24 protein-coding genes are annotated in these 25,013 nt (G+C 43.3%); 19 read left to right on the forward strand and 5 right to left on the reverse strand.

What is annotated here, in order from left to right; all coding sequences use genetic code 11:
- Nucleotides 1-186 precede the first annotated feature (186 nt).
- Entirely contained in the window at nucleotides 187-825 is a 639-nt protein-coding gene (locus tag DBZ36_RS09845; protein WP_120354772.1) for an NAD(P)-dependent oxidoreductase, read from the forward strand.
- Between the two features lie 136 nt (nucleotides 826-961).
- Here the strand turns inward: DBZ36_RS09845 and DBZ36_RS09850 are convergent, their stop codons facing one another.
- Together DBZ36_RS09850 and DBZ36_RS09855 are read right to left on the reverse strand one after the other, a co-directional pair.
- The gene (locus tag DBZ36_RS09850) at nucleotides 962-1,843 is read right to left on the reverse strand and encodes a type 2 periplasmic-binding domain-containing protein (protein WP_120354773.1); all 882 of its coding nucleotides are present in this window, start codon (nucleotides 1,841-1,843) and stop codon (nucleotides 962-964) included.
- 187 nt (nucleotides 1,844-2,030) lie between these two features.
- Nucleotides 2,031-2,750, reverse strand: coding sequence for a helix-turn-helix transcriptional regulator (locus DBZ36_RS09855; RefSeq protein ID WP_120354774.1), 720 nt, complete (start codon nucleotides 2,748-2,750; stop codon nucleotides 2,031-2,033).
- 130 nt (nucleotides 2,751-2,880) lie between these two features.
- Between DBZ36_RS09855 and DBZ36_RS09860 the strand changes: the two genes are divergently transcribed.
- From DBZ36_RS09860 to DBZ36_RS09875, 4 genes are all read left to right on the forward strand, one after another.
- Nucleotides 2,881-3,825: an alpha/beta fold hydrolase gene (locus DBZ36_RS09860; protein WP_120354775.1), complete on the forward strand. Its 945-nt coding sequence runs from the start codon at nucleotides 2,881-2,883 to the stop codon at nucleotides 3,823-3,825.
- Between the two features lie 359 nt (nucleotides 3,826-4,184).
- Entirely contained in the window at nucleotides 4,185-4,724 is a 540-nt protein-coding gene (gene sigZ, locus DBZ36_RS09865) for an RNA polymerase sigma factor SigZ (RefSeq protein WP_120354776.1), read from the forward strand.
- A 111-nt stretch (nucleotides 4,725-4,835) separates the two neighbouring features.
- Nucleotides 4,836-6,323, forward strand: coding sequence for a glutathione synthase (locus tag DBZ36_RS09870; RefSeq protein ID WP_120354777.1), 1,488 nt, complete (start codon nucleotides 4,836-4,838; stop codon nucleotides 6,321-6,323).
- 70 nt (nucleotides 6,324-6,393) lie between these two features.
- Nucleotides 6,394-7,569 (forward strand): MalY/PatB family protein, encoded by a 1,176-nt coding sequence (locus tag DBZ36_RS09875; RefSeq protein ID WP_120354778.1) that lies wholly within the window; start codon nucleotides 6,394-6,396, stop codon nucleotides 7,567-7,569.
- Nucleotides 7,570-7,886: 317 nt separating this feature from the next.
- Here DBZ36_RS09875 and DBZ36_RS09880 read toward each other — a convergent pair whose 3' ends face one another.
- On the reverse strand, nucleotides 7,887-8,288 hold the full coding sequence (locus DBZ36_RS09880; RefSeq protein WP_120354779.1) for a YgiW/YdeI family stress tolerance OB fold protein: 402 nt from the start codon (nucleotides 8,286-8,288) through the stop codon (nucleotides 7,887-7,889).
- A gap of 408 nt (nucleotides 8,289-8,696) precedes the next feature.
- Here DBZ36_RS09880 and DBZ36_RS09890 point away from each other — a divergent pair, with 408 nt between their 5' ends.
- From DBZ36_RS09890 to DBZ36_RS09945, 12 genes are all read left to right on the forward strand, one after another.
- A complete protein-coding gene (locus DBZ36_RS09890; protein WP_199711823.1) occupies nucleotides 8,697-9,545 on the forward strand; it encodes a DUF6544 family protein in 849 nt (282 codons plus the stop codon).
- 78 nt (nucleotides 9,546-9,623) lie between these two features.
- Nucleotides 9,624-10,376: an SDR family oxidoreductase gene (locus tag DBZ36_RS09895; RefSeq protein WP_120354781.1), complete on the forward strand. Its 753-nt coding sequence runs from the start codon at nucleotides 9,624-9,626 to the stop codon at nucleotides 10,374-10,376.
- Nucleotides 10,377-10,560: 184 nt separating this feature from the next.
- Complete coding sequence (locus DBZ36_RS09900) at nucleotides 10,561-11,166, forward strand: DUF502 domain-containing protein (RefSeq protein WP_120354782.1); 606 nt, start codon at nucleotides 10,561-10,563, stop codon at nucleotides 11,164-11,166.
- A gap of 20 nt (nucleotides 11,167-11,186) precedes the next feature.
- The gene (locus DBZ36_RS09905) at nucleotides 11,187-11,996 is read left to right on the forward strand and encodes a neuromedin U (protein WP_120354783.1); all 810 of its coding nucleotides are present in this window, start codon (nucleotides 11,187-11,189) and stop codon (nucleotides 11,994-11,996) included.
- A gap of 498 nt (nucleotides 11,997-12,494) precedes the next feature.
- Nucleotides 12,495-13,088: a transcriptional regulator BetI gene (gene betI, locus DBZ36_RS09910; protein ID WP_120354784.1), complete on the forward strand. Its 594-nt coding sequence runs from the start codon at nucleotides 12,495-12,497 to the stop codon at nucleotides 13,086-13,088.
- A gap of 360 nt (nucleotides 13,089-13,448) precedes the next feature.
- Nucleotides 13,449-14,393 (forward strand): choline ABC transporter substrate-binding protein, encoded by a 945-nt coding sequence (locus DBZ36_RS09915; protein WP_120354785.1) that lies wholly within the window; start codon nucleotides 13,449-13,451, stop codon nucleotides 14,391-14,393.
- Nucleotides 14,394-14,492: 99 nt separating this feature from the next.
- Nucleotides 14,493-15,341, forward strand: coding sequence for a choline ABC transporter permease subunit (choW, locus tag DBZ36_RS09920; RefSeq protein WP_120354786.1), 849 nt, complete (start codon nucleotides 14,493-14,495; stop codon nucleotides 15,339-15,341).
- A gap of 2 nt (nucleotides 15,342-15,343) precedes the next feature.
- Complete coding sequence (choV, locus tag DBZ36_RS09925) at nucleotides 15,344-16,540, forward strand: choline ABC transporter ATP-binding protein (RefSeq protein WP_120354787.1); 1,197 nt, start codon at nucleotides 15,344-15,346, stop codon at nucleotides 16,538-16,540.
- Between the two features lie 176 nt (nucleotides 16,541-16,716).
- Nucleotides 16,717-17,367, forward strand: coding sequence for a TetR/AcrR family transcriptional regulator (locus DBZ36_RS09930; RefSeq protein ID WP_120354788.1), 651 nt, complete (start codon nucleotides 16,717-16,719; stop codon nucleotides 17,365-17,367).
- Between the two features lie 35 nt (nucleotides 17,368-17,402).
- Nucleotides 17,403-18,365 carry an alpha/beta fold hydrolase gene (locus DBZ36_RS09935; protein ID WP_120354789.1) on the forward strand — a complete coding sequence of 321 codons (963 nt, stop codon included), beginning with the start codon at nucleotides 17,403-17,405 and terminating at the stop codon, nucleotides 18,363-18,365.
- A gap of 438 nt (nucleotides 18,366-18,803) precedes the next feature.
- Nucleotides 18,804-19,928: a GGDEF domain-containing protein gene (locus tag DBZ36_RS09940; protein ID WP_120354790.1), complete on the forward strand. Its 1,125-nt coding sequence runs from the start codon at nucleotides 18,804-18,806 to the stop codon at nucleotides 19,926-19,928.
- A 162-nt stretch (nucleotides 19,929-20,090) separates the two neighbouring features.
- Nucleotides 20,091-20,519, forward strand: a complete 429-nt coding sequence (locus DBZ36_RS09945) for an N-acetyltransferase (RefSeq protein WP_120354791.1) — start codon at nucleotides 20,091-20,093, stop codon at nucleotides 20,517-20,519.
- Between the two features lie 90 nt (nucleotides 20,520-20,609).
- On the opposite strand, the gene DBZ36_RS09950 is transcribed toward DBZ36_RS09945, so the two are convergent.
- Both DBZ36_RS09950 and DBZ36_RS09955 read right to left on the reverse strand, forming a co-directional pair.
- The gene (locus tag DBZ36_RS09950) at nucleotides 20,610-21,779 is read right to left on the reverse strand and encodes a phosphoglycerate dehydrogenase (protein ID WP_120354792.1); all 1,170 of its coding nucleotides are present in this window, start codon (nucleotides 21,777-21,779) and stop codon (nucleotides 20,610-20,612) included.
- A gap of 53 nt (nucleotides 21,780-21,832) precedes the next feature.
- Nucleotides 21,833-22,942, reverse strand: a complete 1,110-nt coding sequence (locus tag DBZ36_RS09955; RefSeq protein ID WP_120354793.1) for a phosphoserine transaminase — start codon at nucleotides 22,940-22,942, stop codon at nucleotides 21,833-21,835.
- Nucleotides 22,943-23,356: 414 nt separating this feature from the next.
- Between DBZ36_RS09955 and DBZ36_RS09960 the strand changes: the two genes are divergently transcribed.
- Both DBZ36_RS09960 and DBZ36_RS09965 read left to right on the forward strand, forming a co-directional pair.
- Nucleotides 23,357-23,572 (forward strand): TIGR02450 family Trp-rich protein, encoded by a 216-nt coding sequence (locus DBZ36_RS09960; RefSeq protein ID WP_120354794.1) that lies wholly within the window; start codon nucleotides 23,357-23,359, stop codon nucleotides 23,570-23,572.
- Nucleotides 23,573-24,083: 511 nt separating this feature from the next.
- Entirely contained in the window at nucleotides 24,084-24,992 is a 909-nt protein-coding gene (locus DBZ36_RS09965; protein ID WP_120354795.1) for a LysR substrate-binding domain-containing protein, read from the forward strand.
- Nucleotides 24,993-25,013 lie beyond the last annotated feature (21 nt).

The following is a 25,013-nucleotide window of genomic DNA, read 5'->3' on the forward strand; positions in this document are numbered from 1 at the left end:
TTTGTTTGTCATTACTATGGTCTGCTAAGTTCATTCACATAAAGCGTAGTGTTACATAAGTAAATTACGTTATTAGTAAGCTATATCGATACAATCTACATCATTTGGTGATATTTATCGCTGTATAGTGATCTATTAAACTGCAATGGCTGTCGAGAAACAGACTTAATTCATAGGAGAAGTAAAATGAAAGTTGCAATATTAGGCGCGTCAGGATGGATTGGTAGTCACATAGCAAAAGAAGCGCAATCACGAGGACACACGGTAGTTGCCGTCGTCAGAGACCCTAGCCGAGTAGAATTAGAAAATATCGAAATTCGTCAGTTTGATCTATTAAGTGGCGATGGAAATATAGTTGATACGCTATCGGGAGTTGATGCGGTGATTGCATCGATAGGTGGCCGTGCCATTGGGAATCATGACATTGTAAAACACACAGCTGAAAAACTTTTGGCTTCATTGCCAAGTCTGGGTATAGAACGCTTACTTTGGGTTGGTGGTGCGGGCTCCCTCGAAGTAGCCCCTGGCGTACCATTGGTCACGGTTCCTGATTTCCCTGCTGATTATAAAAACGAAGCACTTGCCCAAGGCGAAGCACTTAAGGTCTTCAAGCAATCCGAAAGCAAACTAAACTGGACTTTTATTAGCCCCGCAGCAGATATATTTCCCGGTGATAAGCGCTCAAGCTACCGTAAAGGCGGAGATACGTTGCTAACAGATGAAGAAGGCAACAGCAGAATTTCAGTCAGCGATTACGCGCTTGCGATGATTGATGAGCTAGAAACGAATCAATTTCCACGCCAACGTATCGGTGTGGCCTACTAAGCTTTTAGCGTAGAGAATAGCATTGCTAATCAATAAGCTTCCATGGTCGATATACCCTCGGTTTGCCTTCAGTTTCTAACGGGCATACCTGGGTAGATAAGCTTGTACAGCGTTTGGCATTAGCAAAATGATATGGTCACTGTTGTTTAAGTTGCGCGTGATAAATGTATTGCTTATAGCTAGGGTCGAGATCCTGCGCGAACTTGTTTTCTAACTTGAACAAGTATCTTTGGTCTAATTTGACGAATTCGATACTTTCTTGATAATGCTTTTTCCATAGTTCTTGAAGCGTACCATTTTGATACGCAATTTTGAGGCCGCGTTCAATCCGCTCGAGCAGCGGCGCACTGTTTTTATGACCATAGTAGAATCTTGGCAAAGGGTAATATATTGCAAAGCTTTGTTCTAAATCAAAACCATCAAGATCCAGATGCGAATTGAACTCTTCGAGCACCTCATTAATACCGCGACAAAATAGATCAAAACGATTAGCCGCTACCATGCGAAATAAATTCTCGTAGCGCGAGATGCTAACTATTTCAAAGCCATTATCTTGTAATATCTTCCCATCACTCCAACCATGGCCCACGCCTTGACTATATTTAAGTAAGTCGGTCTTTGTTCTGACCTTTTTCAGATCCTCGAGTAATTTATGACTGGTAAAACAGACTCGGTAGCCAACAATCCCTAAGTCCACCGGGAAAGGTGCATAGGCAAAATGTGTATTGTAAGCAGGCTCGAAGCTAAGTTTTACTATAAAGTTTTCTATTTCATCTTTATTCAGTATTGCTTTTGCTCGCGAAAAATTCATATTCGCACTTGGGATTAGCTTATAGTCACCATCGGTTAATTTGGTTGTCTGGAGAGCCAACTCAAGTAGCTCTAGGTCGTATTGATAACGTACATCGCCTTCACTCTCTGGAGAGCGATAAACAACAGTCGTTGTTGCAAAAACCGGTTGAGAAAAAAAGAGCAGACCAATCAAAGCAACTTTACAATAACTACAAACTGCCATCATTTTTGTATCCCTAATCACCAGTATTGGCGAGAATAAACTTACGCGTATATAAACGGTTTCATCTACTAACCATAGCAAAAATACCTTGTTTGTCGACAATTTGAACTCGAATAATAGAATCATAAAATATCTGGTAAGCGACTGAATTTAATTGTAAATATACTAAATCGTACTAATTTACCTAACATCAGCGAGCTAGATTGCGAAGTGGGGATACGTGATCTTCAAAGGGCACATGTCGCCTTAGAAATGTTGTCCCTTCTACGAACTCTGGTGAACGGATCCTGTCCATTCTAAAATGACGAAAGCCTTCGCGTGTTGGATCCCAAGCCACCAAATACCAAAGTGGGGGCAAAATAAGCATCGCTTGCGGCTCAACATATCGCATGCTTTCTACTCCTTTTGCGTCGCAATACTCAAAGCGCAAACGTAGCTGCTGTAAAAAAGCCGTCTCAAAGGTCGGCAGCAGCATCGGGTCCATTTCGCCCATGTCAGCGATCCCAACTTGCGGTGCAAGTTTACTAATGTATAAGCAATCAAGTAAGCGGCGTAGATCGCGCAGTTTGTCTGATGGCAATGATTTTTCAATTTTAGCCAGCCCAACATCTGCCAGCCCCAAAAACGGAACCCCTCCGATTGCGTACATGGATGCAACGCTGATAAGAAGTGCAAACACCTCAGCGACTGAGAGCCTCACCGTGGTTTGTACGGAGCTTGGATCAAGTTGCAGTCCACCCCCGCGTCCGGGTTCAGCGTTGATCACAAAGCCCTCATCGCGCAGGGCACTAATATCTCGTAACACTGTTCGTCTAGAGGCTTCAACCTCCTGTGCCAGCTCAGCGATGGTCGACGTACCGTTGCGTCTAAGATGACGAACGATAGCATCTTGTCGTAGTCGAATATTCATTTTCTAAGCTTACCATTCAATGGTGCCAGTATTTGTCACCATTACGTTATATAAATTGTCTGTCCGCGTCAGCAAGTAGTTTTGTCACTTGTAATGCGCATCAACAATTTTTTGATTAAGGAATGACTAAATGTTTGATCCCATAGATTTCCCCAAACCCACGCTTGTTTCAGTAAACGGTATAACACTCGAAGTTTTCGAAGCCGGTCGGGAGAATGTAGGTAGGCCTATCGTGCTCTGTCATGGCTGGCCAGAGCATGCTTTTTCTTGGCGTTATCAGATACCTGCGCTTGTCAGTGCGGGCTACCATGTCATTGTTCCAAATCAACGCGGTTACGGTAATTCATCTCGTCCTACAGAAGTGACAGACTATGACATTGAACACTTAACCGGTGATTTGGTGGCACTACTTGACCACTACGGTTACCAAAATGCCACCTTTGTTGGCCACGATTGGGGGGCAATGGTGGTTTGGAATTTGGCCTTATTGCATCCAAAGTGTATCAACAAAGTAATAAACCTAAGTTTGCCTTACCAAGAACGTGGACCCATACCTTGGATAGCCTTCATGGAACAATTCTTTGGTGGTGATAATTATTTTGTCCATTTTAACCGTCAACCAGGCGTCGCAGACGCAGTATTAGATGAGAATACTTTTCAGTTTTTGCGTAATCTGTACCGGAAAAATGTGCCGCAAAGTGAGCCCGAGCCCGGTATGGTGATGATCAACCTTGCCAGAGCGGAACAAGCCAGCGGCATGCCTATTATGAGCGACAGCGAGTTGGCGGTGTTTGTCAAAGCGTTCGAATCTACTGGCTTTAGCGGTAGCATCAATTGGTACCGAAACCTTGACCGGAACTGGCAACTATTGGAAGCGGTTAATCCTATTATTGAGCACCCTACGCTTATGATTTACGGCGATCGTGATGTGATCCCTAAGTTTGAAAAACTTACAGAGTTTGTTCCCAATGCTGATGTGATCAGTCTCGATTGCGGCCACTGGATCCAGCAAGAAAAGCCCGAACAAACCAACCATGCCATTTTAGAATGGTTGAGAAAACAAACGACTTCCTAAATTTTTAAGTGAAGCAATAACTTGAGAGCTTTGAGTCACTTAGACTGACTGATATTTTGGTACATATCGGGTCCGATCATTAAGTGGCTCGACGTTTGGTTTTCGATATTAATGATTCATCAGCGCACAACAATTTAGTCTACTCCTTACGTTTATCAGTGTTTCATATCGTTAAGCCTTATCTCTTTACTAATGCACGAAAGCCGCTGTGCTAAAGTTGTATAAGGTATTACACAACTAAAGTTAGCGCGGATTCGAAAGCACAGGTCAAAAATAGTTTTTAAAATCTGCATCTTTTGACAACTAGCTGCGTCTTTGTCTGAGTATTGGAAATTTATTAGAGTAGAGATTGCGTGAGTATGATTTCGGAATGGCAAAATCACAAAGAACAACTTGGTGCTTACGTTCGAACACGCATTGATGATGTCGATGCGGTTGATGACATTCTGCAAGATGTCTACATCAAAGCTAGTAGCAATTTGCATCAATTGAAATCAAGGGGCAGCCTAAAAGCTTGGCTCTACCGTATTGCTCATAACACGATCATGGACTTCTATAGAACTCGACAGCCATTCGATGAACTGCCAGAGGATCTTGTTGCTGAAGAATCCGACACCGGCAGACAAGCGCGAGAAGAGTTGGCGCAATGTTTAGGCCCGTTGATTGACGAGCTATCCGAAAAGTATGCAACTCCCCTGCGTCTGGCAGAGCTTGAAGGGGTGTCGCAGCAAGACATTGCTGACCAACTTGGATTGTCGCTTTCGGGAGCTAAAAGTCGGGTACAGCGAGGACGCGTTAAGTTTAGAGAACAAATGATGGCCTGTTGTGACTTTGAAATCGGGCGAGAGGGCATCACCGACTACTTGCCTAAAAAATCTAATACACAGCGTAAGTGTTAGCTTTACGCGACTCACAAGTATAAAACTTCCTATTTATGTCATTTGGTGAACGAGCGATGAATGGGCGCTTGAATCCAATCTTGCATTAGTGATTAGAATTTTGGAGTATCCATGAACAGCTCAACTAACCCCCTTATCCCTGCTCAGATTATAGAAGAAGCGACTCAATGGGCGATTATGCATGGCGTCGCTTTTCGCCAAGCCGACAACAGTGCGCGGCACTGCCCATTTAGTATTGCACCCATAACAATGCAGCGAGAGGTATTTCAGCATTTACAAAAAGTGACACCGCTTATCACCAAGCTGATTAACAATGTTTCTGAAGATCATGATTTTCTGCAAGCACAACTTGCCGATGTAGCAAAAGCAGATCCGTTTATTGGTCGTTTGTTTTCTTTGCATCAACAAGCACATGGAGATGCGGCGCATAGGCTTTTACCCGCACGCAAACCGCTTTTGCTGATGCGCACAGATTTTATGGATGATCGTCAGCATGGGGCAAAAGTCATCGAGTTTAATGGTATTGCAGCAGGGATGGCGCCCTTTGGCCAGCGTGGCACAGAGTTTCATGCATTTTTACGCGAACAATGGCCACAAGTATCTGCTCACTTCTTGGACGAAAGCGTTTCGACTCCAGCGGAAAATCATGGACTGGATCAGTTTGCCTACGGTATTTCGATAGCGGCTAAGAAAGTAAACGCGAGCTTTACAACACAAGTATCGCTAAGCCACAAGGTAGTCGAAAGTAAGCCGACTTTTTTGATGGTTATTCAAGATAATGAAGACAATGTTTATGATCAACACTTGTTAGAAGTTGCATTGAACAAACAAGGCTTAAGAACAGTGAGGCGTACCTTCGAGCAGTTAAGTACCCAGCTGTCGACCGGCGAAAACCAACGCTTAGTTTTAGACGGAGTGGGAGCAATAGATGCGGTGTATCTGCGAGCTGGCTATCAGTATTCTGATTACTATTTAGCGCCGGGTGAAGAAGCCATTTGTTGTCAGACCTTGAGCCAAACTCGATTGTTCATTGAACAGCACTATGTTGCGGTCAACGCCACGTTTAGTCAGCAACTTGCAAGCAGTAAAACGATGCAAATGTTACTCACCATGATGCCAGCTGAAGACTTCGCTCGTTGGGATTTAGATCTTGAACAAGCTCGCTTAGTTAAAAGCGTATTGGCTGACATGAAACCGATAAACCAAGAGACTATAAATTGGTTTAACAGCCAGGCTACAAAGCAAGAATGGGTACTAAAAAACCAAGGGGAGGGCGGCGGTCATTGCGTATTTGGAGATGATATCGTTAAAAAGCTGGAGCATCTTCCAACGCAAGAGTATGACGCTTGGGCCTTAATGTTACGTTTGTATCCCCATGAGCGTGAACTGCCAACGATAGCAGTTCGCGACGGTGTTCAAACGCAGATCAATGACCTTGTCAGTGAAATTGGTTTGTTTACTGCTTTCTATGATGGAGAACCGGTTACCGAAATGGATGGATACGCGGGATATTTGATTCGAAGCAAGCCTGCGAGTGAGAATGAAGGAGGAATTCATAGTGGCAAAGGTATTCTAGATTCCTTAATGCTAAGCAATTAATGCGCAATAATTTGCGTCTTTTTGATAAGTGCTGCGTCTAAGTAGTACAGACTTAATTACTGGAAAAATAATGTTTAGAACTAGCCCTAGCAGTAGTGATATTGATGATAAATTTGTAAAGCGCGATAGTGATATGCTAAGCCAAATCTATGGCAGCGAAGAGCTGACGCCGTATTGGATTGCAGATATGGACTTTCCAATTGCGTCAGCCATAAGCCAAGCCATGCAGCAATTGGTAAGCCGAGAGTCTTATTCCTATGAATTTGATTCTAAAACTCTTTTTAAAGCTATTTCGAAATGGAATAAAGAGTTACATGGCCTGGAATTAGATGCAGAACATTTTGTGCAGGTGCCCGGCGTACTGAGCGCCATTGCGTTGTTGATACGCGATTTTTCCAATGAAGGTGATGGTGTTTTGATTCAGACGCCCGTTTACCATCAGTTCCGCCGTCTAATCGTATCAGCTGGGCGAAAAGTCGTGAGTAACACGCTATCAATAGACGATGATCGCTACCTTATTGATTTCGAAGATTTTGAACGCCAACTAAAAAATGGCAGCGTAAAAATGGTGCTACTTTGCAATCCACATAACCCAGTTGGTCGAGTGTGGACTAAAGCGGAGTTACAAAAAATGGTCGATATTGCGAGACAATATCAAGTGCTTATTATAAGTGATGAAATACATGCAGACATCGTATTTGAGGGAGCAAGCTTTACATCAATAGCGTCATTGAACTATGAAAATAGCTTAACGATTATTGGATCGCCGGCGAAAAACTTTGGACTAAATAGCATTTCCAATGGCTATATTTACAGCGACAACGAAGCCCTACGGGAGAAGATAAAAGCAACGTCGAATTCTTTGGCGCTTGATCATGGTAACGCATTTACGACAGCTGCCAGCATTGCTGCATATCAGCATGGTAAGCCGTGGTTTGAAGAGTTTTTAGCTTACACTCAAAACGTGCGTAATTGGATTGTTGATTTTATGGCTAATGAACTGCGGCAAGTCAAAACCTTTAAACCCGAGGGAACCAACCAAATCTGGTTTGATTTTTCAGGCTTAGAGCTCGATTCAAGCCAGCTGAAATTTTTATTAACTCAGCAAGCAAAACTAGCTTTAACTCCGGGAACTTGGTTTGGTGAAACTAACGAAAACTACTACCGTATGAATTTTGCTGCACCGCTGGAGCAAATTCAGGCTTCATTGCAGTTACTCAAATCATCGATAGAAAAGACGGTATAGTTCTTTGGGATTAATACCAATCACAGTAATTTATTGATCACTATTGTTTGACTAAAACACCAATCTTGTTGTCATAACTCTTGTCATTAGACCGCTAATATCCTAAAGCTAAGCGTTTTAGTACAACAACTAAAAGACCAAAAATATAATGGGATTGGTATAAATCTTTAAACCCCTTGCTCGCGTTGTCGAGTAAGGGGCTTCATTTTTAGTCCTGTTGGTATGGTAATAGCATTATTTTTTGAGAATAAAGCGGTAATTATACACCGGCCTTCAGCTTCTAAGGTGACGACTTGCTCCTGCTTAAACGCTAGTTGTTAGTTGACAACATGAATGCGGTCAACATCAACTTTGACTGTCGTCCAACCTTGATCAACTTCGCCTTGAATAGTTAGCTTCGTTTCTGGAGTTACATTGATGCCATACCAATCTTCATTTTCAATTTCGACCACTATTTGGCCTGTGCCATCACTGAAGGTATAAAGTTCGTGTCCCACTTGATCAATGATATTGCCGGTGAGCGTAACATAGGAATCATCTCTGGCTTGCGAAGCCGCTTTAACGGTATCCGGGGTAGCTAAGTTCCCGTTAAAACCTACCGATGACGATTGAGTGCTCTGAGCTGTTTGACCTGAAGAGAATCCAGCAGCAGCGAAAGCTCCGGCGCTAGTTAACGTTGTTAGAACGAGGATGCTTGAAACTATTAATTTGTTTTTCATGATTAGACCTTTGTTTAAATGTAATTGCAGACAATGTCTGTTTCGTGCTCTTGATTTAGGCTTATCATAATGCGGGAATTCAAATGCTTTGAGTGAGTAAGTATATATATATCGAATGGATTGCTGATGGTTTTTACGAATGTTAAGAGCAGCTTCGAATTGTTGTTTATACTAAGCTTAGAACTTTCCATTCGATGGTATCTTTATTCACGAAAACAACAAGTAGCATCACGATCGGCAGTTAGGAAACGATTGCAAACAGCTCTCTACTGGCAAAACAAAGCGGCGCTGGAGTTGAGCAATGTAAGACGTAGTCCTTTAGCGCGTAACAGACAAAAATGGACAGCTGATGCAACTTTTCACCTTAGTGGTTAGCGAATAAGTGGCCAAATGTAAGGATAGTTAGTCATGAGTATTTGGATTGCAATCGCTAGTTGCGGGGTCGTCTTGACTGCTGTATTGCTTGGCCGAGCTCGCGAGTCCTCTCATCTCAAGCAGATGCTAAGATCAATGACAGAAAACGCTGTTGCTCGGGACAAGGGCACTATTGATTTTGATTCAATCAACAATCTTCCTATACCGGTTACTCGATATTTTAAGCATGTACTGGGCGACACCCAGCATTTGATAAAGACAGCGACCTTTAAGCAAACAGGTCAATTACGAACATCTACCGCAAGTCAAAGTTGGCCCGCCTTCACTGCTTCACAGATTGTCATGCCACTCTCAAAATCGTTTTTGTGGAATGCCAAAGTTAAAATGCCTTTGGCCAGCCATGTTCGCGTGTTGGATAGCTACATCTCAGGCGCAGGCTCTGGGCGGGTTAGCCTATTGTCTTGTTTTGTTGTCGCATCAGATGCCAATGTTACAGAACTTAATTCCGGTGCTTTGCATCGTTATTTGGCTGAGGCGGTTTGGTATCCTACTGCTTTGCTGCCGCAATCGGGAGTACAGTGGTCTGCGATTGATGAGAATTCCGCGCTCGCTACGTTAACTCACAATGGGACAAGCGTATCATTAGAGTTTCGCTTCAATGAGAGCGGTGAAATTACGGGTATTTATAGCGACGGCAGGTTTGGACGATTTGGCGGCAAGTACAAAAAAGTTGCGTGGCAGGGGCGGTTTGATAGCTATCAAGAGGTGGAAGGAATGCAAGTGCCACAGTATGGCGAGGTAGGGTGGTATGATAATGATAGTCTGGAGCTCGTTTGGAAAGGGAATATTGTTGATGCGAAGTACGCCTTTGAAAAGCCCTAGGGAATTTTCATACAGCTAAGGCTGGTCCTAATTTAACTGCTATGTACCGTTAAGCTTCTAACATTTAAGGATAAATGAATGAGTAAACAGAAAGTGGCTATCATCACTGGTGGCGGTCGCGGCATCGGCGCCGCAACGGCAGAATTGTTTGCTGAAAATGGTTATGCGGTCTGTATCAATTACAAAAGCAATCAACCAACAGCCAATAGCGTTGCCAAAGCTATCTCTGATAAGGGCGGAAAGTGCATAACAGTTCAGGCCGATGTGTCTCAAGAGGCTGATGTTGAGCGTTTGTTTGCCACCGTTGATGAAGAACTCGGGAGTATCTCTGTTTTAGTTAACAACGCCGGAATTTTAAAACAACAATCACGCTTAGAAGATATGAGTGCAGAGCGCATCAATACAATTCTGACCAACAATGTCACTAGTTACTTCTTATGTTGTCGCGAAGCCGTAAAACGCATGTCGACTAATAATGGCGGTGAGGGCGGTGTAATCGTTAATGTCTCCTCTGGAGCTGCTCGCTCAGGGTCGCCTAATGAGTATATTGATTACGCCGCTTCAAAAGGCGCAGTCGATACCTTAACCAAAGGACTATCTTTAGAGGTTGCTGCTGAAGGCATACGAGTGAATTGCGTTCGACCTGGCTTGATTTACACCGACATGCATGCCGATGGCGGAGAGCCTCAGCGGGTAGAACGCTTAAAAAGCATTATCCCCTTAAAACGAGGTGGGTCAGCTAAAGAAGTTGCTGAAGCTATCTATTGGCTGGCCTGCGATAAGTCATCTTATGCAACCGGTAATTACTTAGATTTAACCGGTGGTTTGTAATGACTCTAAGCAATTTGAGAAGGGCTTGATAGACCGTTAGTGATACACAAATAACCTTAAAAAACATAAGTATAGGGTCGTCATAATACATCTGAATAGCTACGAGTATTAAGTTGCTAAAGCCAAGTCTGCATTCTAGACTGTAACTGAGCGTTTAACGATGAAAGGAATTGTCGAATCAGCTATGGGATCTATCAAAAACTTCTTAGGCCTTTGTTTTAAAGGTGGAATATTAGTTATTTTTCCGCTGTTACTGTTTTATTTGCTTGCAGATAAATTGTTTGAGGTGTTTGTAGCCTTAGCGACCCCTCTGGCTCCACTATTTCCTGATTTGATTGTCGACTTCGAAGATTATCCTGCGGTATTGGCTTTTTTAATTCTTATCATTGCGTCTTTTTTACTCGGGCTAGCCTTGCGTTCAAAACTCTTTCAACGTTTCTTTCATTTTGTCGAAGCGAAAACGATTGCCTACATTCCTTTGTATAAGGCCATAAAACGACTATTCGGCGGATTGCTGGGCAATTCGGGCAAAGATAGCTATCAAACTGGGCTTATTGAGTTATCAAGCGGTGCATTGCAGTTTGTGTATATTATTGAAGAGAGTGGCCCATACACTGTCGTTTTAGAGCCTACTGCACCTAGCGGTTTTACCGGTTTTGTGCGCGCATATCCAACACAACAAGTAACTGTTCTCAAAGATGTGAGTGTCGGTGATATCAGCAAGGTATTGGCGCACTGGGGCTATGGTAGTTCCTCAATTCTCAACAATGTTTCCCATGTAAAAAAATAATATAAAAGGCGGTCACTCGAATGATTAAATCTATAGGTATTGCGAGTTTGAGCATACTCTCGCTGCATGCGAGCAATGTTGTCGCGAGTGATGACTTACGCTCTGCGGTTCAAAACCCGATTAGTTCTCTGGTTAGTTTGCCTTTTAAATTTACGGTAGATAACGGCGCCGAAAATGGTGACGCTAACTTTTTAAATATACAACCGGTTTATCCGATTACGTATGGCGACTGGAACTACGTTAATCGACTCATCGTTCCGATTGCTGATGCACCAGGTAATACGCCAGGACTACCAGGAATACCAAATTCAGAACCTGGGCCGCGAGCCAGTGGTTTATCAGATATCAACTACTCTTTGTTTTTATCACCGGTTGAATATGGCTCTGTGATTTGGGGTGTAGGTCCTTCTATTACTGGACCTACCGCATCTAAAGATACGCTTGGCGCTGGTAAGTGGAGCGCCGGTCCAACCGCTGTCGCTTTAGCTCCTCAAAAATGGGGCTCGATGGGTATGCTTGGTCGTCATTTATGGTCGTTTGCGGGCGACAACGATCGGCAAAACGTTAATCAAACCCTGGTTGAACCGTTCTTAAACTACAATTTAAGTGATGGCTGGTTCCTACTCACAGACATGGTGATTACTGCTAATTGGCAAGCTTCCTCTGGTGACCAATGGACTGTACCTGTTGGTGGTGGTGTCGGTCGCGTGTTTACTATTGGTGAGCAGCCGGTAAATATGAGACTTGAAGGATATTATAATACGGTTCGACCTACGGGAGCACCGAAGTGGAGCTCTAGCTTTACCGTACAACTTTTATTTCCCAAGTAAGCGCGTGTCGTCATTTCACGTTTATACTAGCCCTTGTCAGATGTAAAAGAATAGACACTCATGTGTCGTTGATCTAACAGGCTGTAAATACGTTCCAACTGCCAGCAAAATGCATGGCAGTTCTATTTGTTTAGCTGTTTTATCGACATCCTTTCTGGCAATTAGCCCCGCGTCCCGATTCTCTTCTTCGTTCATTAAGAACGCTGTAAAAAGGCTAGAATGAGTGCTCTATTTGAGCTGATTTCATTTAAAAGAATCACCCTTGTCGTGTTGTTTATGTTTGACCTTTACTGCCTTGGAGAGATCCAATGTACATAGTCATCCTGCTGATTTGAAAGTCTTTATTCTTGATGAAAGTCTATACAAAACAGTTTGTTAGAAAGATAGTGTGGGCTGCTGAGGGCTCGACTCGCTATGACATAACTTTGACTTTTGGTTGAATTAGTGTAAATTTATTTTTAATTGAACGTGCAATTAAGAAATATTTGAGCAACATTTATGCCTAAAGTAGGAATGCCAGAAGTACGCAGACCACAACTAGTTGAAGCAACCATGGCGGTTATTGATGATGTTGGTTTGGCGGGCGCTAGCGTGAGCCTCATTAGCAAAAAAGCCGGCGTATCCTCTGGAATTATTCACCATTACTTTGGCGGCAAGCACGGTTTGTTAGAAGAAACCATGCGTACGGTACTGCGTAAATTATCTACGGCATCAATAGCGCATTTACGCGCTGTTGATCCTAACGATGTTTCGGCACGTGTCACGGCTATTGTTGCTGCCAATTTTGACGGCTATCAAGTTGAAAGCAAGGTGACTAAAACCTGGATGGCATTCTGGGCTCAGTCAATGCACGACCAGGACTTACACCGCTTGCAACGGGTTAACGAGCGACGTTTACTCTCTCATTTGCGCTTTGAGCTTAAAAAGGCCATGCCGGCAGAGCAAGCCGTTTTTGTGGCGCAGGGTATTGCTGCGCTCATCGATGGTATTTGGCTGCGTGGTGCACTTAACCCTGCGGGAATTTCTATGCACAAAGCCCAAGAAATTATCTCTGACTATTTAGAAAAGCAGCTAGCACCGTACTTAAGCTAAGCGTGCTCGTATGACCACTGAAATTCACCACAACAGCACTGGAAGGCAGTTATTTCGAATTGTAAATGTAATGCTCAAACCATAGTCGATACTGAAATGACAGCAACAGTCTCAGTTGAAAACGCGGTGCTTTTTCCTTCGAATCAAATTTGTGTTAGCCCACCTAGTTGGGCAACCGAGCAGCGAGTGACGAGCTCGCAACGCCTCGGTTTTCCCTGACAAGCTTCTCCACTCCATAAATCCAAACCTATTTCGCTGAGGGCAGCTTCGCTTTGCGTGGCTTAGTATCAGCAAAAATTCTGAGGGGATCAATTTGTGCCCCAAATCAAACACCCTAGACAAAAAGGAAGAGTCTAAACCATGAACACCACTATAAAACACGCCATTTTGGGCAGCAGCGCACTATTACTTAGTTTTTCGGCATCTACAGCATTTGCAGCGCAATGCGATATCGTGCGTTTTTCAGATGTAGGTTGGACCGATATAACGGCAACCACTGCTATTACTAGCGAAGTACTTAAGGGACTTGGGTATGAAACCACCACCCAGCTATTGTCTGTTCCGGTAACGTACTCGTCTATGGCCAACAATGATATTGATGTTTTTCTAGGTAACTGGATGCCAACCATGGAAGCTGATATTGCGAAGTATCGCGATGACGGTTCTGTAGAAACGGTGCGTGCAAACTTAGAAGGTGCTAAATACACGCTTGCAGTACCCAAGTATGTTTTTGATGCTGGCGTTCAAAGCTTTGCTGACCTGGCCAAGCACAAAGATCAGTTTAAGGGTCGTATTTACGGGATCGAACCGGGTAACGATGGCAACCGTTTAATTCAAGATATGATAGACAAAAACGCCTTTGATCTTAAAGGCTTTAAACTTGTTGAGTCGAGTGAAGCGGGTATGGTCTCTCAAGTGAAACGTGCCGTTGACCGTGAGCAATGGGTAGCCTTTTTAGGTTGGGCACCACACCCAATGAACAGTAATTTTGATATGGCTTACTTAGACGGCGGGGATGACTTTTTTGGCCCTAATTATGGCGGTGCAAGTGTTTATACCAACGTGCGTCAAGGCTACTTGGAAAGCTGTTCAAATGTCGGTCAATTACTGCAAAATCTGAGCTTTAGCTTGGAGATGGAAAACCAGTTAATGGGTAGTATTTTAAACGACAATCAAAAGCCTGATGTTGCAGCGAAAGCGTGGTTGAAAGCTAATCCAACAGCCGTAGAAGCATGGCTTGAGCAAGTTACCGCGCGTGATGGTGGTGATGCAGGCAAAGCTCTACAAGCTTATTTAAACATCTAAACCCAAACGCTAGCTGTGCTGCCCGCGATATGCGTGGCGGCCGGCTGCTTACGACCCTTATATACTTATTAGAACAATACAGACCATAAAGGAGTACCAGTGGACTATATTACAGAGCACAAAATCCCTCTTGGCGAATGGATGGCAAACTTCGTGGATTGGCTAACCTATAGCGCCGCTGGATTTTTTGACTCAGTTTCCTACACCTTAGAATCGATTATTATGTTCTTGGTTGAACTCTTTAAGTGGTTCCCACCCTCGGTTCCGATAGTTGTAACGGCGTTGTTAGCTTGGTTTTTGCACCGCAGTATTTCCCTTGTTGTCTTCATTGTTGCAGCCCTATTATTGATTATGAACCTGGGGTATTGGGAAGAGATGTTAGAGACCTTAGTGCTTGTTCTTAGTGCCACCACTATTTCATTATTAGTGGGCGTGCCTATCGGTATTTTGGCCGCGCATAAGCCGTGGGTGTATACCATTTTGCGTCCAATTCTTGACTTAATGCAGACCATTCCTACTTTTGTTTACTTAATTCCAACCTTAGTTTTGTTTGGCTTAGGAGTTGTTCCTGGGCTTATTTCGACCATCATTTTTGCCATTGCTGCTCCAATACGGCTAACTTATCTCGGTATTAGTCGTGTGCCCGAAGAACTGGTTGAAGCAGGTAAAGCCTTCGGTGCAAGCCGAAGCAAACTGCTGTTAAAAGTAGAGCTTCCAGCAGCAATGCCAAGCATTATGGCGGGGGTAACGCAGTGTATTATGTTGTCTTTATCGATGGTGGTTATCTCCGCTCTAGTTGGTGCTGACGGATTGGGTAAACCAGTTGTCCGAGCGCTAAATACGGTGAATATTGCTCAAGGTTTTGAAGCCGGTCTGGCCATTGTGCTGGTGGCTATCATTTTAGACCGCCTGTGCAAAAATCCAGCCAGCCAAAGTAAAGAGGGATAAGCATGAGTGCTATCAGTATTAAGAATCTTGACGTTATCTTTGGGCACCAAAATGGTAAATCTTTAGCCATGTTAGATAATGGCAGTAGTCGCCAAGAAATTATCGACGCAACTGGCGATGTGGTTGGTGTGCATGATGTAAGCCTTGATATAGAAAAAGGTGAGATATGTGTACTCATGGGTCTATCTGGCTCGGGGAAGTCAAGCTTGCTACGGGCTATTAATGGTCTAAATACGGTGACGCGCGGTTCACTTACTGTGCGCGATGGGGAGCAGGATATCGATCTTGCGACTTGCGATAAAGTGGCTTTGCGCCATTTACGTACCAACCGTATTTCTATGGTTTTTCAGAAGTTTGCGCTTATGCCATGGTTATCGGTGTTGGACAACGCAGCTTTTGGACTTGAACTACAAGGTATCGCAAAGACCGAACGTCGGTGCTTAGCTGAAGAACGACTAGAGATGGTTGGTTTATCCGAATGGAAAGACAATTTCCCACATGAGTTATCCGGGGGGATGCAACAACGCGTAGGCTTGGCACGTGCGTTCACTATGGATAGTGACATTTTATTAATGGATGAACCTTTTTCTGCCTTAGATCCCTTAATTCGAACCCAGCTCCAAGACGAGCTACTTGAATTGCAGCGTAAGCTGAATAAAACCATTGTGTTTGTTAGTCACGATTTAGATGAGGCACTTAAACTTGGTAACACGATTGCAATTATGGAGTCGGGACGCTTAATTCAACAGGGCAAACCTGAAGACATTGTGCTTAACCCAAAAACTAAATATGTCAGCGAGTTTGTTGCTCATACTAATCCGCTTAATGTCTTGTGCGGCCGTTCACTAATGACACATTCAAGTACCTTGCCTAAACAAGACGGCAAGCTATTGCTGAGTGAGCATCAACAAAGCTTTATTGAGCTTGACTCAACAGGACAGGTTGCCGCGGTGACCCGCCAAGAAAGCCTATTATCGATACATGTGTGGCATGAGGGCGATAGACTTCAGAGTGTTAATATAGATAGCCAAGTGATTGCCCCAGCAGATATATCGATGCGTGAAGCCTTAGAGATTCGTTATCGCACTGGGCAAGCCGTGCTTTTGGCTGATGATGGAGTACTGGTTGGTATACTGGATGACAATGAATTTTATCATGCGCTTTTAGGTAAGCATTTTTCCTTTGAAGCGAGTGCTTAACTAGCTTGCCTTGGTTCGCTACACTTCTTTCAATGTTGTTTGAAACTAGCGATACAACTGTGGATTGTTCAATGTTTAAATTGCGTATAGTTAGAAAAACACTAAAAGTGTAGTTGACTCTAACTTTTGATGTTGCTACCTTAAACTTATAGTCAGCTACAAGTTTAAGGTAGAGCATGAGCCTAGGTAAACGTGAACTAAAAACCGCACAAAACAAACAAGCTATTCTTAAAAGCTTGTTGTCGCGGATGTCTTGCGAAGATTTCGATTTAATTAAAATTAGTGACCTTTGCAACGATGCTGCGGTATCACAAGCAAGTTTCTTTAACTACTTTCCCCAAAAAACTGACATCTTGATTTACTACATTCAGTTGTGGGCCGTTGAGATGCACTGGCAGATCACCAGAGTACAAAAACTCACGGGCTTAGCTGCGATTGAACAGCTTTTTGCTGACACCGCCGAAATATGCGCGGCCCAACCACAGCTAATGGCCGAAATTGTGTCATTTCAGGCTAAACCTCATAAAAGTATTAGTGCTAGCAGTTTAGGCGCGGCAGATAAGTTGGTTGCTTACCCCGATTGTGAGGGGATTTCTGACATTAATGTTGAGGACTTAAAAGCTTTGTTATCGCTCTATATTCAACAGGCGATTGAACAAAGTGAACTACCCAAAGCCTGTGAAGTTGATAATTTACTGGTCTCGCTGTGTGGTATTTTTTTTGCTGTACCAACCCTGTTTAACCTACGCCCACTAAACGAAATTAAGGCAGCTTATCACCAGCAATTTAGCTTATTTAAGTATGGTGCTGCGGGTAAGTATGTTTAAGCAAGTCATTAGATATTGTCAAAAAGGAACTACAAATGAATAAACTGCTGATGGTCTTGTCTAGCGCTTTTGCTTTGAGTGCGTGTGTTGAAGTTCCCAAAACATTGGAACACGACAGTCGTTTGGAATTCACCGAGGTCTCGGGTTACAAATTCCACACCCAAGTTAAGGGAGACCTTAAGGCACCGGTTGTGATAGTTGTTCACGGTGGTCCTGGTGCGGACCATCAATACTTATTGCCCATGGGCCCACTTGCAAAAGCTCATCGCGTTATTTTTTACGACCAGCGTGGTAGCGGGTTGTCACCGCGAGTTGATAAATCTCAGCTTACATTAGAGCAAAACCTAAAGGACCTCGATTTACTTGTTGAACACTTCTCAGCAGATAGAAAAGTGACCTTAATCGGGCATTCGTGGGGGGGAATGCTTGTTGCGGGCTATTTGTCTACCTATCCGACTAAAGTGTCACACGCAGTCCTTGTTGAGCCTGGGATGCTTCATCCCGAAGCAGCTGCAGCCTTTGTCAAAACGATGAAAGCACATCAGTCAATAGGCAGTCTGTTTAGCCTCGCCAAATATATGAGTGTTTATCCCTTTGTTCGTCAACATGATGGTCACGAAGGCTTTGATTATGTGATGACCAAGCTGTTGAATAAAAATGATCCGGGAGCACCTTACCAATGTGCGGGAGAATCAATGCCAGACAACAGTTTTACTAGGGCTAGTTACGAAGCCTTTAACAGCATGCTTAAGCCAGTAATGGACGATCCAGCCTCTTTCAGATATGACTTAAGCCAAGGCATAGAAAGCTATACCGGTAAGTTGATGCTAATCAGTAGTGAGTGCAGTGCCATTGGTTATGCATTTCAAGAGCAATACCATATGCCTAAGTTGCCGCAACAGACGCGTCATGTCAAGGCCAATAAAATGGGGCATAACATGCTAACGCTGAACCCTGAATGGAGCTTAAGTCTTATTAGTAGTTTCTTAAATGAATAAATAAGATTCGATTTAAAGTCATTTGTTTTTCGGTATTGCAGCGCTTGTGATACCTGATACCACTATTGTTCAGGCATATGGATTTAGACATGGGTATTGTTCAGATTTTTTTTGATTAAAAGGGGTTATATCAAATTTGAATACCGATTTAATTGCAATAATCCGAATCGCTTAATAAGTCAGTCCAACTATAGATATTGAAGAGAGAGCGACCTACGCAAATATGGTTGCTGTCTGTTTCTGCTGTAAACTTGTTACAACTCCGGTTCTTTACCTCTAGTTGCTACCAATACCCGTTTACTTATCACTGTCGAAAGCAGGCTTATCGTTCAGCTTTAACTTTGACAGAACACAAGACGGCGCTGACTAATATAAAGCGATAAACTCCCAGGCCCACAGAAATGGAGCTTAAACGATCGTTACATTAGGTGGCTGTAGATGAGTAAGATTGATTGGATGGGCGAATTCATTGACCCAGAGATAGAACATTCTTTTCGAAAGTATGAATGGAATGAACTTCGTCGCAGAATGATGTTTGCAAGCTTTGCTGGTGCTCTTGCCTATTGTTTAGGGCTCATTGGCGATTACTTAATGATCTCATCTGAATCGATGTTCAGAGAAATTGCGGTCATCAGAATTTCAATTCTAATCGTAGGCTTGATGGTTAGCCTACTAGGGTACTTTTTAGATAAATATTCACCAGTCTTAAACAAAGCTGTTTGTATATTGCTGTTATTAGTACTCTTTGGCGAGTCGGCAGAAATAGCCATAAAATCAGAATTGATAGCATATGTAGGGATACCGGGAAGCTCCGTTTTAGTACTGCTGTTCTACCTCAGTTTTCCGCCGCGATTTAAAGATGTGATGGCTGTTTGTGTCATCGGTTGCAGTACATTTTTGATCACCTGTTGGGTTTTAGGGTACGCGTCGCTGGAATACATTTACACAAGTTTCCTTATGTTTCTGGTGGTGAATTGCTTTGGTTCGTATGTGTATATTCAACTTTCAACAGTACGCAGGCGAGAATACTGTGCCTTAGAAGAGCTCAAAAAGAACGCTGAAATTGATGGTCTTACCCAAGTGTATAATCGTCGAAAAGTTCTAGAATTAGGCGATGGTGAAGTTGAGTTAGCTAATAACTATAATCATGATTATTCGGTGATTATGATAGATGTCGATAACTTTAAAGGAGTTAACGATATGTATGGGCATGCGGTCGGTGATCAAGTTCTAGCTGAGGTCGCAAATCGCTGTAGCAAAGTGCTGCGGGATGTCGATATTTTTGGTCGATATGGTGGTGAGGAGTTTGTAGTCTACCTACCATATACCAACTTAAGTACCACCCTCGTAGTCGCAGAACGACTGCGTTCAGCAATTGCAGATGCTACTTTTGAAACCAGTAGAATACCATTGCATATGAGTATAAGCCTTGGAGCTGCGACCTTATCCAAGGAAAAACAAACTCCGAGAAAGCTATTAGAACTGGCTGATGAAGCCTTGTATACCGCTAAAAATACTGGCAAAAATAAAGTTTGCACGGTTCAAAATACGATTCCAAGCTAAGGTTGAAAGCCACTAACCATTGGGTCTTTCTGTTGAGCTCATCGTGTGAAAATTGGCGTCATTCTAGGTTCTTAGAGCGATCGAAATTGTCGTAAACGTTCAATAAAAGCGAGATGTCTAGCGCTATAGTTGTTTAAAACCAAGCTGAGGACTTAGAAATACATGATCAGAGAATATCGAACGAGTGATATTGATACTTTGCTAGATATTTGGCTTACAGCATCGCTTCAGTCGCATCATTTTATAGCTGAGGCATTCTGGCGCTCCCAAGCTGAAAGCATGCGTAATATTTATATCCCAGCCTCAAAAAACGTTGTTTACGAAGAAAACTCAAAAGTCCTTGGCTTTTATTGCCTACATGAGGATAGCTTAGCCGCCATTTTTGTAGCTGTTGAGCATCAAGGTAAAGGCATTGGTAAGGCATTGCTTAGCCATGCAAAAGCTCAGTGCTCAAATTTATCGCTAAGTGTGTATAAAGATAATACACGCAGCTTGGGATTTTATCTCGCTAATGGTTTTGAGATTGTTAGCGAGCAAGCTGACCCGCATACCGGACATCCCGAATACACAATGAAGTTGGTAGTTGAGTGATGTTCTATCGAAAAAAAAGATGAGCTAACTAACGAAAAGCGTCGAGTCTGCTAGCTCATGCCTAGTTTCAAATGCGGTTCATTAAATAAGCTAGGTCAACGACCGAACACTGATAACGTGCTCAATCTCTGAAATTGATGCCAATAGTTGCTCACTGGCAGCACACTCTAAATCGATGATGTTATAAGCAATGTTATTGCGGCTTTTGTTCATCATATCGACGACGTTCACGTTCATTTCGGCCAAAATCGATAAAACGTGACCTAGTACCCCTGGTACATTGTCATTCACGAATGTAACGCGATAGGGGGTGGAGCGCTCAAAACTAGTTGGCGGAAAGTTCACCGAGTTAGTAATGTTGCCGTTCTCAAGAAAGTCGATCAATTGCTTACAGGCCATGATTGCACAGTTATCTTCCGCTTCACCTGTGCTTGCCCCGAGGTGCGGCATAGGTAGTACATCCTCACGACTAATCATGGCTTGGGTTGGAAAATCAGTTGCGTAACGTTTTAGATTTTGGCTATCTAAAGCCGCAATAACTGCTTGCGAGTCCACGATTTCACCGCGAGCAAAGTTTAGTAAACTTGCCCCAGGTTTAAGATGAGACAGGGCATTTTGGTCGATCATATGGCGGGTAGCTTCGATGGCCGGGACATGTAAAGTGATGTAGTCACAACGGCTCATTAAGGATTGCAGGTTTTCCATTTTTTCAATTTTGCTTGAAAGCCGCCATGCAGCGTCAATTGAGATGGCGGGATCATAGCCGACTACCTTCATGCCCAAATCAATACCCATGTTTGCCACATTGGCACCGATGGCGCCTAAACCGATAACGCCTAGGGTTTTGCCTGATATTTCCTTGCCTTTGAATTGCTTTTTAGCCGCTTCTAAGGTCGCTCCCATTTGATCATTACTGACATCTTTTAGGCTACGGCAATGATTGATCCCTTCAATTGCACCCCTTGAACAAAGCAGCATTGCACATAGCACCAGTTCTTTGACGGCGTTTGCATTTGCTCCAGGGGTATTAAACACGACAATACCCTTGCTGGTGCAATCATCTAGCGGAACATTGTTAACCCCAGCCCCAGCGCGAGCAATTGCACGTACTGATAAGGGCAGGGTTTCTTGATGTAAGTTGGCACTTCTTACAATAAGAGCATCAGGGTTTTGCAAAGCGCTCGCGACTTCATATTTCTCGTGCTGAAAATGATCGAGTCCAAGGCTAGCGATTTGGTTGAAGGTTTTAATTTGAAACATCATAAGTCCATTTATTTTGTTTAATACAAAGGCATTGGGTGCGTGTTATCGGTCTATTTGACCTGATGGTATGCCCACTTAACCCAAGGCATAAGAGCCTCTAAATCCGCTTGTTCGACCGTTGCACCGCACCAAATCCTAAGGCCTGAAGGCGCATCGCGATAGGCGCCAATATCGAAGGCAACTTGCTGTTGGGCGAGTAAGCTCACCATGGTTTTTATTTGGTCTGCATTTAAATCCAGCACTAAACAAACGCTGGTATTAGAGCGTTCCTCGATTTCTTGAGCCAAAAAGTTGATCCAGTCGTGACTTTCTACGAAGGACTCGATAACTTTTAGATTGTTTTCGCTTTTAGTGATGGAAGCACTAACACCACCGATCTGCTGTACCCAATTGAGTGCGTCTAAATAGTCAGCAACCGCAAGCATGGACGGGGTGTTAATGGTGGCCCCACTAAAGATGCCTTCAATTAGTTTGTTGTTTTTGGCCATTCTAAATATTTTAGGAATAGGGCGGTCAGGACTAAACTCGCATAAGCGCTGTACAGCTCGCGGGCTAAGAATAATGACCCCATGCCCACCTTCACCACCAAGAACTTTTTGCCAGCTGAAGGTCGTTACATCTAGCTTGGACCATGGCATAGGCATAGCGAATACGGCAGAGGTTGCATCGCAAAAACTTAAGCCCGTACGCGTATCACTAATCCAGTCGGCATTGGGTACTTTGACCCCAGAAGTGGTGCCATTCCAAGTAAATACGGTGTCATTATTAGGGTTCGCTTGGCTAAAATCTGGCAGCTTTCCATAATCAGCAACATGACCTTTGGCATTGAGTTTAAGCTCGTTGTTGATATCACTAAGCCAGCCGCTGCCAAAGGACTCCCACGCAAATACATCAACATCACGCGCTCCAAGCATTGACCACATTGCCATTTCCATCGCGCCGGTATCGGAGGCCGGAACTATCCCAACTCGGTAATCGTCAGGAATTTCTAGTAAAGCTTTGGTTTGCTCAATTGCTTGTGCTAAGGCTTGTTTACCAACATTACTGCGATGAGAGCGGCCTAAGGTTGTGGTATCAAGCTGATCCAGTTGATATCCAGGCCGTTTGGCGCAGGGGCCTGATGAGAAATTTGGGCAAGCCGGCTTAAGCGTTGGTTGCATATTAAGTCCTTGTTAATTTGGAAGATAAAAAATGAAATGTTTACATGCTGACCAATTTGCAGTGTTTTTCGACAAAAAGCCATAGTTATCAGTTTGTTAAGTATTTTTGATTGTAGCGCTTAAAAGCTTTTGACTAGTGTTTGCTGTAGATAATCCGGTTATTTTGGTTCAAAACACTGGTCTTTCCGGTACTACTTAGTCGTTCATGTTGAGATAAATTTTGACAAATATTTGTATCTGTAACCTTGTCTAAGAGTTACGAACCAAAGGTTATGTTGCTTAAGTTTGCAGACCTTGATCTAAAGCTCAGATTTAACGTAAAAGTAAATGAATCCACTACTTTGTATAAGCGACAGCTAAAGCTGAGACTTTCGAATAGGCGCAGGCAAGATGCAAACCATTAAGTGAGCTGCTATGAATAGAATAAATCCGAAGAAGTTGCTAAATAGTAAGTGGACCTCAGTCAGCCCAAAGCTCAAAGAGAAGCACTTTATTATCTCGGAATTGGAGTTGGATGAAGATGACAGTGTGCTTTCTTGCTGCGTTGAGGCTGTATTAACTAAGCGAATTGCGGCCATAGATTGGCGTGACCTGAAAGATTCGACGAGCTGGATCCATGGTTGGAAATAGTAGTAATACCTGTGAAATAGCATTGTTTAAACACGAATACCCAGCTGACGGCTTATAAGTTGCGTTAGCACTATTTATAGTACGTATTCGTATACTCCTACACGAATAATATGACCAAAAATGTACTCGTAAGCGCTACCGCAGTCAGATGCCAAGTTGTTTTCTTTCTTATGGCATTGGTGACTAACATTGGTTTTGCCATGCTTTCTTCTTGATAAGATTTCGTCAATATCGCGGGAATATAGTCGTGGAAGTTATTCATAAGAACTTACTCCTGATGTAAAAATTGGAGATCTAAGCTGAAAAGTGCTGTCGTTGGGATGTTGTCCCCTAAAGTAACGGTCCAATAAAGTGATACTTCTCATAAGTTTTCCTTAACTCAACTTAGATGCCGTAAACAAGCAATACTCAAGTACCAAAGTCGGCGAGTATCTGGCTTACTTGCTTAGTATTGGGTAAGCTGCTACCCAGAGCGAACGATGATTGCTAACAACATATATAAGTAGAGCTTATGAATTCAGAACTGCGGCACTTAAGCGCATTGCGATACTTCGAGGCGGCTGCTCGTTTGGGTAGTTATAGTAAAGCAGCATTAGAGTTAAGCATTACTCAGGCTGCGGTAAGTCAGCGATTGCGCCAGCTAGAAGACGAGTTAGCGTGTAAGCTATTTGTGCGTAAAGGTCGAAATATGCTGCTTACGGCCGAAGGTCTTAGACTTTATGAAACCGTGTCTGTGGCTTTTAAGAGTATTGTGGATGGCCTTAATGCAACCCAAGCTGAACCTATCGAAGGGGTGTTGTCGGTTGTCACCAGTCCGTCGTTTGCATCTAGATGGTTGATGCCAAGACTGTGGAGGTTTTCATTAGCATTCCCAAAAACACCAATTCGAGTTAGCTCATCTAATCAACCTAATATCGATCTCAGTGGTGATTTTGATATTGCTATTGGTGAGGTTAACTGCAAAATCGATGATACTTTACTCACCTGCCAACAACTATTTGATGAGCCGGTGTTTCCGGTTTGTTCTCCAGAGCTGGCAAAATCAATGAAGCTCTCACAGCCCGATCAGCTACTTAAGTGTTGGTTAGTTAGTAACATCAGCAGTCATCATTTTTCATGGGAAGAATGGTTTAAAAAAGCTGGTGTTGTTGTTGATGACAGTGTCTTTAACTGGATGGAAGTTGAAACCTTTGATATGGGCATCAATGCTGTTGTGGCAGGGCACGGGGTTTGCGCTGGCACCGATAGCTTAGCCGGTGATTTTATTGAGCGAGGATTACTTGTGAAGCCCTTTGATATCAGCCTATCCCCCGGAGTGGAATATTCAGCCGTGTATCACGCTGATTCGATACGGAAATCCAGAATCTTAGTTTTTGTTGACTGGTTAAAGGCCGAAGCTGCTTTGCAGTCTATGAGCTAATCTTGTTGAAAGCCCGCAACA

It is taken from the genome of Alginatibacterium sediminis (assembly GCF_003610775.1).
Lineage (GTDB): Bacteria > Pseudomonadota > Gammaproteobacteria > Enterobacterales > Celerinatantimonadaceae > Alginatibacterium > Alginatibacterium sediminis.